Raw genomic sequence first — 9,820 nt, 5'->3', positions numbered from 1 at the left:
ATGATGGGAAACCATCACGTACGGTGTGATGTGGGGGAAAAGGCGGAGATAATATCAAACCCTTACCTATCACAATAAATTGTTACTGAGGCTGATGAAACAGAAACGATTTTGTATGGAACGTTAGATATAAAGAAAATTTCTGAAGTGCGTAAAGGGATTCCTGTTTTTTTTGATCGTCGTCCAGAATTGTATGCGACAAAAAAATGTTGACAAACAAATTTTATTCTTGGTATAGTCAGAAACGAAAATAATAAATTCAGACAACTGTATATACTCTTATCAAGAGCAGGTGGAGGGATTTGGCCCGATGAAACCCAGCAACCGACCGTAATACCATTGTGAAATGGGGCGCATGATTGGCGCCTAGTAAGGCACGGTGCTAATTCCAACAGAAAGAAACTTTCTGGTAGATAAGAGGGGAGAAGTGAATCTTCAAACCTCTTTCGGTGTAGAAAGAGGTTTTTCTTATGGTGAAAAGCCCTAATATATTAGGGGGAATCAAAGTGGGATACAAGCAGCTAACAGAAAAAACGGCCGTAACATATGCGAAAGAGAATGGTTATTTTTCAGAAGAGGCAGTTGTTACTTGTGAAGAAATTGGTGATGGGAATTTAAATTATGTGTTTCGTTTGCATGATGGGAAGAAGGGGCTCATTCTTAAGCAGGCTCTTCCATATGCGAAGGTAGTAGGAGAAAGTTGGCCGCTATCTTTACGCCGTGCAACAATTGAAAGTGATGCATTGCAAATTTTTGCGAAATATGTTCCAGAATATGTTCCGAAAGTATATGGACACGATGAAACGTTAGCAATCATTGTTATGGAAGATTTATCAGCATTAACGATAACAAGAAAAGGATTAATAGCCGGAGAAGATTATCCGTTATTATCTCGGCATATTGGCTGTTTTTTGGCCCGTGTTCTTTTCTATACATCAGATTTTGGATTGCAAGCAGAAGAAAAAAGATTGTTAGATAGTCAATTTGTAAATCCAGATTTATGTAAGATTACAGAAGACCTTGTATTTACTGATCCATTTGCAAATTATGAAACAAACGAATATGAAGAAGAATTACAAGATATTATTGACGAACTTTGGTGTGATAAAAATTTGAAGCTACAAGTAGCACAGTATAAATATAAATTTTTAACAAGAAAAGAAGCGTTAATTCACGGTGATTTACATACGGGAAGTATATTTTCTTCCTCTTCCGAAACGAAAGTGATTGATCCAGAATTTGCGACATTTGGTCCGCTTGGATTTGATTTAGGTCAATTTATTGCGAATTTATTAGTAAATGCGTTGTCGCGTGAAGAGAATAAACGCAGTGTATTATTTTACCACATCGAACAAACATGGAGCGTTTTCGTAGAAATATTTACAAAACTATGGATGCTTGAAGGGATAGAGCCATACACGCGAGAAAAACAATGGTTACCAATTGTACTGAAAAATATATTCGCTGATGCAGTTGGGTTTGCGGGATGTGAGATGATACGCCGGACAATCGGGTTAGCTCATGTTGCTGATTTAGATGGGATTTCTCAAAGTGAAGCAAGGTTACTAGCGAAACGGCATGCATTACGTTTAGGAAGAAAGCTACTTCTACATGAAACAGAAAATGCGGATGCTCGTTTATTCCGTATACAATTTGAATCTATTGTTTTTGAAAAGGAAGTGAGGGTATGAGTAGTAGTAGTCCCACCCTCTGTTATGTGGAAGAATGTGTATAGTGGTATTTGCAGATATTTTGAAAAACAGTTGAAATGATTTAGTTTGTTTTAGTTACCACTTTTCTGTCTCTCCGCTTATTTATAATAAGAAGGGAGGAGACAACGATGGAGGAATGGATATCAGTTATTGGCAATGTTGGCTTTCCGATTGTTGTTACGCTATACTTGCTTCATAGAATTGAAAGTAAGTTAGATAGCGTTATTGTTGCGATTGAGAAGCTACCAAAACAAATGCAAAGATATGAATCTCCAAAAGAAAATATGTAACGGAAACGGATTGTGTGGAATAAGCACAATCCGTTTCTTATATTGATATAGAAGAAAAATAGTTTGTTGAATTTTACTGTGCCGTATAACCACCGTCAATGACAACTGCTTGTCCTGTAATCCCTTTTGCTTTTTCGCTTGCTAAAAATAAGGCGTAGTTTGAAATTTCTTCTGTATGTAATAATCGTTGTTGCGGTACAAGCGGGTAAATAATATCTTCTAGTACATGTTCAAGCGGGACATTTCTTGTTGTGGCTAAATCTTGAAGTTGATTACGAACAAGAGGGGTATCAACATATCCGGGACAAAGTGCATTTACGGTAATACCATATTCAGCGCCTTCTAGTGCAGCGACTTTGGTAAGGCCAATTACTCCGTGCTTGGCGCTATTATATGCAGATTTGCCTGCAAAGCCAACGAGACCATTAATAGAAGCAATGTTAATGATGCGACCGTATCGTTGTTTTTTCATAATAGGAAATGCATGTTTTATTGCAACAAACGGTGCAATTTGCATAATTTTAATAAGCATTTCAAACTTTTTAGTAGGGAAATCTTCAATTGGAGAAACGTATTGCATACCTGCATTATTAATTAATACATCAAGTGAACCAAATCGTGTAACAGTTTCAGAAATAGCTTGTTCAATCTCATGTTCTACTGTTACATCACACTGCATTCCCAATACTTTATATCCTTCGTTCTGTAATTGTTTCACTGCCTCTTGTACTCGGACCTCTAACCGATCCGTAATTATAACAGTTGCGCCCTCTTTTGCAAAGGACTTTCCCATTTCGTATCCAATTCCGCTTGCTGCACCTGTTAAAAATACAACGCGACTTCTAAACATGTTTTATTCCATCTCCTCTATGAATATAGTTAACTCTAATGCTCTATTTATAGAAACGAAGTGGGAAATCCTGCAATCTTTTTGGGAAAATACGCAAGCTATCTTGCTTTGTAAGATACTTATACTTATCTATCTTGTAAAACAAGATAGAGGGAGGATTTGAATGATGTCGACGAGTCAAATGCTAAAAGGTATTTTGGAAGGATGTTTACTTGCCATTATTTCTGAAGGAGAAATATATGGATATGAAATGAGTGAAAAATTGGCGCAGTATGGTTTTACGATGGCAAGTGAAGGAAGTATTTATCTGCTATTAATTCGCATGCAAAAAGAAGGATTGATTACAAGTACGATGAAGGAATCGCCATCTGGTCCAAAGTGAAAATATTACACATTAACAGAAAAAGGTGAAGATGCACTAGGTGACTTCATGGAACGATGGGAAGTAATGCAAAGTAGTGTACAGCGCTTGTTGGAGGGAAAAGGAAGGAAACGATAACGCTGACTTGATGAGGGGAATCAAATGCAAGTTTCTAAAGAAGGAGAAAAATTTTTAGTTGATATGAAAGTGTATTTGAATATTTTAAAATTAATAATACGGGATGGGGAAATTTAGAGCCAATTGTGTTGTATGGAAGCTTAGTACTGCTTATGATGCGGGATTCTAAACGTCAAAATATTGTACAGAGATAGTTAAGATAGAGGCTTTCAAGGGAATCAAAGCAGAAGACATAAAATCTTTTTTAGAAGAAACTACAGCACTTACTTACGTAATAAAGGACTTTGTAAAGATAATTCTCTTTGGGTATTTGTTAATAAGGAATCTATTTGTGATTTATGAGGGGTAGGAACGATATAATGCATAAGATTCGTAGGAGAAGGATGGTGCTCGGAACCGTTTGGACATTCGGGATCTGCATTTGTAAGCTTATCTTGTACACGGCGTGTGAATAAAATGTGACCAATTTCGTGTGCAAGGGTGTAGATGTTCTTCGAAGCTGAAGCTGCATTTGTTAATACAATGTAACCTTTAATTTGTTTACGAATTGATATGGAATAAGCACAAGCGATCACAGATTGTTCTTGAAAATAATCACTGCCGATATAACAAATATAAATATCACAGTGTGCTGCACGCTTAGAACATTCAGCAAATAAAGAAGTCAATTTTGGTTGTGATTTTAACGAAGATACGTAACTAATTTCACAATCATGAAAACGATAGGATTCATCTAGTACACTGACATCTTCAATTTTAAATACGATAGGATGCCAAATATATTTAGCAATTGCAATATCTTGAGCAATTCGTTGGTTGTCAATATGAGATCCAGGAGTAATGCAAATACATAAATTAATGTAAGGACACATAGGAGACACCTCAAATATTATGGATTTTTCTATCTTAATAGAAATGAAATGTACTTAACGATTGAAAAAAGGAGGAATAAATGTTTTTAATGTATCGACATTGTTTTTTTGCCGAATCCTGTACGGGGAATATTCTTTATTTGATAAGAGCTGCGGAGGTATAGCGTCCTCTTTGTTTAGCAAACTGTTAAAATTAGTTATCATATGAGTGAACTGTTCATCCGTAATCATACCGCTCGTATGCCAATAACACATCATCGCATAGGCAATAGAGCTTGTATCGACGTTTACGGTTATATTCACATTAGAGTTTCCGCTGTTTGAAATATTGGAGCTATTTCGCCGCATCATAAAAATCCTCCTTACAAAAATAGGCTACTGTTTAGTAGCCTATTCCTTTTTGGTTATTGTGGTTTTGATTTTGGTGATTTTGGTGATTTTGGTGATTTAGATGATTTTGATTATTTTGCGGAGGTTGAGCAGCATTATTTAATACGTTTGTTAAAAATGGGAGCAGGGCCGCTAATAATTGGTTTGTAACATCTGTATTCAATTGCCCTTGTCCTTGTACCTGTCCTTGCCCCTGCCCCTGCCCTTGTCCTTGTGGCTGCCCCTGCCCTACATCAGTAGACTGCTGATTAGTAGCAGTTGTATCAGTATCAGTATCTATATCAGAGTCTACGTTTAAATTCACCTGAGAATTTCCACTATCTGAAATCTGAGCAACGTTATGATTATGTGTATGATTCTTTTTATGTTCTTCCTGTGATTCAGATTGATCGTTCTGATCATACTGATTATTTTGATCATACTGGACTTTTCTTCGGCAGCGATCATAATAATAATAAGACAACAAAATCCTCTCCTTTAATAACTACAGAAAATGTCTATACCATACTTTATGTGAAAAGAGAGAATGTGTATGGACAAATGAACTATCGTTTAGAGCGGTTTTTAATCCTGTTACAGCCTAAGTTATTAATAATGTATTTTATTTACATGAATTTGTGAGCAGTTTTAATAATTAAATATGTTTGTTCATGTTTTTATTACGTAAAAATAGTGGGATAATAATTTTGGAAAAGAAGTCGGAAAATAGTCAAATTTTGACACAATTATATACCCATTTTTTGTTATAGTAAAAGAAAAAGGGGGGGAAAACATGTATACATTAAAAATTGTTTCAGATCGTGAAGCTGTTTATCAATTTGCAAGTTATGTTCAAGTTATACAAGGGGTAGAAAATGTATATGTGGAAGTGAGCGAAGCATTGTATGAACATCCACTTATGAAATTTTATGTTCATGTCTCAATCGAAGAAAAGTATGAACAAGGAAAAGCATTGCGGGAAATTGCACGTTTAGTAGAGTTAGGACGTTTTACATATGTCCATTACCGAGATGAAGAGATTGAAAAAGCATTCGAGGACGTAAAATACGAAAGCCATATTGGCTAGATAATAAGCAATGAAGAGGCTAATGTGAGTTAGCCTCTTTTTGTGTATGAAAATATTTTATAGGTGTCAAACAAATAAATAAAGAATTTTGCTATTATAGGAGAAGGATAGAAAGGGGAGTTATATAATGGGGTATATACAGGAACTAAGAAAATTAGTTGGAACAAAACCACTTATAATAGTAGGATCAGCAATAATTGTTTTAAATGAAAAGAATGAAGTATTATTACAACTTCGTTCTGATACATATGATTGGGGATTGCCAGGGGGAGCAATGGAGTTAGGAGAAACAATTGAACAAACCGCAGAGAGAGAATTAAGAGAAGAAACTGGTTTACAAGCAGATTATTTACAGTTTCTCGGTGTGCTTTCTGGTCAAGACTTATATTATCGGTATCCGCATGGAGACGAAATTTATAATGTAATCAATGTATTTCAAGCGCATCGTGTGTACGGTGAAATACAATGTGATGAAGAAGGATTGGATATGCGGTATTTTCCAATTGATAAATTGCCAAAATTGAATACAACAACAGAAAAAATTCTTCAAAAATATTTATTGGCATTAACTGAATAAGAGGGGACGAGAGTATCTGGATACGCATAGAAACGGCCAGGGCCTGTTCCTGCTACATACAAGGTTTAAAATGAAAGAAGAAAGTGAGTACAGGTCACGCTGTATCTTTCATAGCAGTGACTTATATACGAAAAGTTTAAATGAATATATGTATCTTACTTTATTAAATATTTTGATTTTTTAGTTACTTCCTAATATAATTGACATAGATATGCATCTTGCGGTATTTCATCCGAAATTTACTAGGATACATAAGAGAGGAGAAAGTACACGATGCGTAATGTAGTCGTCACAGCTGCAGTTCGTTCACCGATTGGAACATTTGGAGGAGTTTTCAAAAATGTAAAACCAACTGAACTTATAGTTCCTGTATTACAGGAAGCTGTAAAAAGAGGTGGTGTGTCGCCTAATGAAATAGATGAAGTGATTTTAGGTCACTGTATTCAGCGAACAGATGAGGCAAATACAGCAAGAACAGCAGCTCTTATGGCGGGATTTCCTGATACAGTTACTGGCTATACAATTCAGCGTCAATGTGCTTCAGGTATGCAGGCGCTAATTTCAGCAGCAATGCAAATTCAATTAGGTGTAAGCGATGTTGTTGTTGCAGGGGGAGTAGAAGCGATGAGTTCTAGTCCGTATGTATTAAAAGAGAACCGCTGGGGACAGCGACTACAACATGGAGAAATTCGTGATATGGTGTGGGAAGTGCTAGAAGATCCAATCCATCGTATTATGATGGGAGAAACCGCGGAAAATCTTGCAGAGCAATATGAAATTTCTCGCGAAGAACAAGATGAAGTAGCGTTGTTAAGTCATCAACGTGCTCTTCATGCAATCGAAGCGGGTTATTTTGATGAGCAAATTGTTCCGATTACGAAAAAGGAACGTAGAAAAGAGATTGTCGTTTCCAAAGATGAACATCCTCGTGCAGATATTACGTTAGAAAAACTTTCGAGTTTAAAAGCAGCTTTTCGTAAGGATGGAACAGTAACTGCCGGAAACGCATCGGGTATTAATGACGGAAGTGCAGCGTTAGTCTTAATGAGTGAAGAAAAAGCGAAAGAGAAAGGGCTTCAACCAATAGCGAGAATTGTTGGACACTCTGTAGCAGGTGTAGATCCTAAATTTATGGGGATAGGGCCAGTGCCAGCGATTCAAAAAGGGCTGCAAAAAGTCAATTGGTCAGTAAATGATGCGGATTTATTCGAAATTAATGAAGCATTTGCTGCACAATATTTAGCGGTAGAGAAAGAATTAGGTTTAAGTCGCGAAAAGGTAAACGTAAACGGTAGTGGAATTGGTCTTGGCCATCCGGTTGGGTGTACAGGAGCACGTATTACAGTAAGCTTGATTCATGAATTAAGAAGACGAGGATTGGAAAAGGGAATTGCTTCTCTTTGTGTCGGCGGCGGTATGGGAGTAGCGTTATTTATAGAAGCATTATAATAAACAAAACCAGCTAATGTGTCCACTAGCTGGTTTTGTTTATGGACGGAATAAATGATGGAATAGTCTTTCGCGATCTTCAAAAAAGAGTTTCGGGGTATGTATAGTATAATAGTACATGAAATGATAATTTCATAGAATGTAATGACAGGAGAAAGATTATGAAAATCAGGAATGTATTTTATATGTTATGCAGCATTCTTATAATTTTAAGTGGGTGTGCTCAGCAAGAAAAAGTGAAGCAGCCAAAGAAACAGGCTATTCCTGAGACAAATGAATATGGCGGTTTACAACTAACAAAAGTGGGCCGAGAGATTAAGCAAAAAAACTGGGGGACTTTAAAATTAGAACAAATCAAACATGTAAATGAAACATTTACAGTTGGAACGATGAAAATTTATGTAGATAATCTCAGAGTTATTACATTATCAAATATGGAAACTGACACAAAAGAAACGCTTAAAATGTATACAAAATTAACTCCAGAAGAAGTGCAACATCGCTTAGGTGAGACATTGGAGCAAACGGAAGCAGAATTGTATGCATCATTAAGTGGACAAGATATTGGTGATACCGCTAAATATATTGAAATTACATATAAGGTTGAAAATGCAGGCGACAAAGAGATGAAGTTCTTTTCAATGAATGATGTAACTGTAAATGAAACGCAATCATTTCATGTACCAGCGAAAAACTTTTTATATGCAGAAGATACGCTTGTTGGTACAAAAAGTGTATCGAGAGAGGGGTATAGTCCTGGTGAAAAAAGGGATGGCTTAATTGGACTTTTACTAAGTGATCCTAATGAAAAAGTAAAAACAGTTTCTTTTACAACAGATATATTGGCGGTAGGAGACTCACATGAAAAAATAGCGGAACCACAAACATTTACCATTTCACTATAATAGTGAAATGGTTTTTCATTGTTATATAAGTTAAAAAATAACATGAAAACTCTTTTCTTTTGAGTAGGACGAGAGCGAACAAGGCCTAATTTTGCCACATGCAATGTTAAAACAAAGAGAGCGAGTATAGGTTATGTTGTATCGCACCCATATGTCGAAAAATAAAAATGGATTTATAGAGTAGGAGAGGAAATATGTCGGTTTATAGAGAATGTATATTTATATAATGATTAGCAGGGAGAGAAAAAATGTATATTATCAAAGCCGATATAAATGATGCAAAAGAACTCGCACGTGTTCATGTTGATAGTTGGAGAGAAACATATGAAGGGATAATGCCGAAAGAAGTATTAGATAAAAAGTCGTATGAGAAACGAGAAGCATTATGGTTAAAAATATTACAGGAACAGCAGTCGCATGTCTATGTTGCCAAAACAACTGACGGGAAAATCATCGGTTTTGCAGATGGTGGGAAAGAAAGAACGGGTAGTTATGGATATGATGGAGAGTTATATGCGATATATATTTTAAGCGAATATCAGCGGAATCAACTTGGAAAAAGATTAATAAAAGCGGTAGCTGCGGATTTATATGAGAATGGCTGTTGTTCTATGCTTGTATGGGTAGTGACAAGTAATCCTTCTAAATATTTTTATGAAGCATTACAAGGCTCTTTTGTAGATAAGAAACAAATTGAAGACCTACACGTAGAAGAAATTGCATACGGCTGGAAAGATATAAAAACTCTTCTTAAGTAGTACAACCTCCCGCTCGTTTTATTACTTCGTGAATATAATGAAGTGAATCGAGTGAAAGGGGAGACAATCCGTGAGGGGATTCACGGTGTTGATCGGAATTATATTAGCGATTTGTTTTCAAATAGGCTTATTATATATGTTACAAAGAATTGAGCAACTATCACTTATTTATCTTCTATGTGAAATTGTATATATAGGAGTACTATTTGGAGTTGGAATGAGTATTGCACATTATTTTTATAAACACAAAATTTATATATTTATATTGATATTTGTTTTTTTCTACGGATGTGGATACTATAACGGTGAGATTGTTCAAGACATTTTGCGATTGCATATTGTATTGATTCAACGGGCATTCATATTATTATTTTGTATTATGTTTGGAACGATTGTTTATGGAATGTTGTTTTATAAAGAAAATAATGACAAAAAGGTCAAATGACACATTT

12 protein-coding genes, 2 pseudogenes and 1 riboswitch are annotated in these 9,820 nt (G+C 35.7%); of the genes and pseudogenes, 10 read left to right on the top strand and 4 right to left on the bottom strand.

Annotated features, from left to right (window positions below; translation table 11 throughout):
- Positions 1 to 78: 78 nt before the first annotated feature.
- From PLX19_RS26165 to PLX19_RS09900, 3 genes and pseudogenes are all read left to right on the top strand, one after another.
- Positions 79 to 213 (top strand): annotated as a pseudogene (locus tag PLX19_RS26165) (carbon-nitrogen family hydrolase); the annotation flags it as partial.
- A 63-nt stretch (positions 214 to 276) separates the two neighbouring features.
- Positions 277 to 420, top strand: a riboswitch (SAM riboswitch).
- An 86-nt stretch (positions 421 to 506) separates the two neighbouring features.
- Positions 507 to 1,691: an S-methyl-5-thioribose kinase gene (gene mtnK / locus PLX19_RS09905; RefSeq protein ID WP_272188340.1), complete on the top strand. Its 1,185-nt coding sequence runs from the start codon at positions 507 to 509 to the stop codon at positions 1,689 to 1,691.
- 149 nt (positions 1,692 to 1,840) lie between these two features.
- Positions 1,841 to 2,002: a YvrJ family protein gene (locus tag PLX19_RS09900; RefSeq protein WP_272188339.1), complete on the top strand. Its 162-nt coding sequence runs from the start codon at positions 1,841 to 1,843 to the stop codon at positions 2,000 to 2,002.
- 73 nt (positions 2,003 to 2,075) lie between these two features.
- On the opposite strand, the gene PLX19_RS09895 is transcribed toward PLX19_RS09900, so the two are convergent.
- On the bottom strand, positions 2,076 to 2,852 hold the full coding sequence (locus PLX19_RS09895) for a 3-hydroxybutyrate dehydrogenase (protein WP_272188338.1): 777 nt from the start codon (positions 2,850 to 2,852) through the stop codon (positions 2,076 to 2,078).
- 166 nt (positions 2,853 to 3,018) lie between these two features.
- Here PLX19_RS09895 and PLX19_RS09890 point away from each other — a divergent pair.
- Positions 3,019 to 3,351 (top strand): annotated as a pseudogene (locus tag PLX19_RS09890) (PadR family transcriptional regulator).
- Positions 3,352 to 3,614: 263 nt separating this feature from the next.
- Here the strand turns inward: PLX19_RS09890 and PLX19_RS09885 are convergent.
- From PLX19_RS09885 to PLX19_RS09875, 3 genes are read right to left on the bottom strand one after another with little or no spacing between them, the layout of a single operon-like run.
- The gene (locus tag PLX19_RS09885; RefSeq protein WP_272188337.1) at positions 3,615 to 4,223 is read right to left on the bottom strand and encodes an ImmA/IrrE family metallo-endopeptidase; all 609 of its coding nucleotides are present in this window, start codon (positions 4,221 to 4,223) and stop codon (positions 3,615 to 3,617) included.
- Positions 4,224 to 4,277: 54 nt separating this feature from the next.
- Positions 4,278 to 4,574 carry a hypothetical protein gene (locus tag PLX19_RS09880; RefSeq protein ID WP_272188336.1) on the bottom strand — a complete coding sequence of 99 codons (297 nt, stop codon included), beginning with the start codon at positions 4,572 to 4,574 and terminating at the stop codon, positions 4,278 to 4,280.
- Positions 4,575 to 4,605: 31 nt separating this feature from the next.
- Entirely contained in the window at positions 4,606 to 5,076 is a 471-nt protein-coding gene (locus tag PLX19_RS09875; protein WP_272188335.1) for a hypothetical protein, read from the bottom strand.
- A gap of 309 nt (positions 5,077 to 5,385) precedes the next feature.
- On the opposite strand from PLX19_RS09875, the gene PLX19_RS09870 reads away from it, so the two are divergent.
- From PLX19_RS09870 to PLX19_RS09845, 6 genes are all read left to right on the top strand, one after another.
- The gene (locus PLX19_RS09870) at positions 5,386 to 5,679 is read left to right on the top strand and encodes a DUF3928 family protein (RefSeq protein ID WP_272188334.1); all 294 of its coding nucleotides are present in this window, start codon (positions 5,386 to 5,388) and stop codon (positions 5,677 to 5,679) included.
- A gap of 127 nt (positions 5,680 to 5,806) precedes the next feature.
- Positions 5,807 to 6,256 carry an NUDIX hydrolase gene (locus PLX19_RS09865; protein WP_272188332.1) on the top strand — a complete coding sequence of 150 codons (450 nt, stop codon included), beginning with the start codon at positions 5,807 to 5,809 and terminating at the stop codon, positions 6,254 to 6,256.
- A 273-nt stretch (positions 6,257 to 6,529) separates the two neighbouring features.
- Positions 6,530 to 7,705, top strand: coding sequence for an acetyl-CoA C-acetyltransferase (locus PLX19_RS09860; RefSeq protein ID WP_272188331.1), 1,176 nt, complete (start codon positions 6,530 to 6,532; stop codon positions 7,703 to 7,705).
- Positions 7,706 to 7,866: 161 nt separating this feature from the next.
- Positions 7,867 to 8,610 (top strand): hypothetical protein, encoded by a 744-nt coding sequence (locus PLX19_RS09855; protein WP_272188330.1) that lies wholly within the window; start codon positions 7,867 to 7,869, stop codon positions 8,608 to 8,610.
- Between the two features lie 248 nt (positions 8,611 to 8,858).
- The gene (locus PLX19_RS09850; RefSeq protein WP_272188329.1) at positions 8,859 to 9,368 is read left to right on the top strand and encodes a GNAT family N-acetyltransferase; all 510 of its coding nucleotides are present in this window, start codon (positions 8,859 to 8,861) and stop codon (positions 9,366 to 9,368) included.
- Positions 9,369 to 9,453: 85 nt separating this feature from the next.
- On the top strand, positions 9,454 to 9,813 hold the full coding sequence (locus PLX19_RS09845) for a hypothetical protein (protein ID WP_272188328.1): 360 nt from the start codon (positions 9,454 to 9,456) through the stop codon (positions 9,811 to 9,813).
- Positions 9,814 to 9,820: the final 7 nt, after the last annotated feature.

This window comes from Bacillus sp. BP-3 (assembly GCF_028401955.1).
Lineage (GTDB): Bacteria > Bacillota > Bacilli > Bacillales > Bacillaceae_G > Bacillus_A.
The sequence above is the reverse complement of the archived record's forward strand: the minus strand, read 5'-3'. Positions and strand labels throughout refer to the sequence as shown.

What these genes read in the sequence shown, in the direction of transcription:
- PLX19_RS09850 (WP_272188329.1), top strand. Translation starts at nt 8,859, where the DNA reads ATGTATATTATCAAAGCCGATATAAATGATGCAAAAGAACTCGCACGT.
- PLX19_RS09900 (WP_272188339.1), top strand. Translation starts at nt 1,841, where the DNA reads ATGGAGGAATGGATATCAGTTATTGGCAATGTTGGCTTTCCGATTGTT.
- PLX19_RS09870 (WP_272188334.1), top strand. Translation starts at nt 5,386, where the DNA reads ATGTATACATTAAAAATTGTTTCAGATCGTGAAGCTGTTTATCAATTT.
- PLX19_RS09860 (WP_272188331.1), top strand. Translation starts at nt 6,530, where the DNA reads ATGCGTAATGTAGTCGTCACAGCTGCAGTTCGTTCACCGATTGGAACA.
- PLX19_RS09885 (WP_272188337.1), bottom strand. Translation starts at nt 4,223, where the DNA reads ATGTGTCCTTACATTAATTTATGTATTTGCATTACTCCTGGATCTCAT.
- PLX19_RS09880 (WP_272188336.1), bottom strand. Translation starts at nt 4,574, where the DNA reads ATGATGCGGCGAAATAGCTCCAATATTTCAAACAGCGGAAACTCTAAT.
- PLX19_RS09895 (WP_272188338.1), bottom strand. Translation starts at nt 2,852, where the DNA reads ATGTTTAGAAGTCGCGTTGTATTTTTAACAGGTGCAGCAAGCGGAATT.
- PLX19_RS09865 (WP_272188332.1), top strand. Translation starts at nt 5,807, where the DNA reads ATGGGGTATATACAGGAACTAAGAAAATTAGTTGGAACAAAACCACTT.
- PLX19_RS09855 (WP_272188330.1), top strand. Translation starts at nt 7,867, where the DNA reads ATGAAAATCAGGAATGTATTTTATATGTTATGCAGCATTCTTATAATT.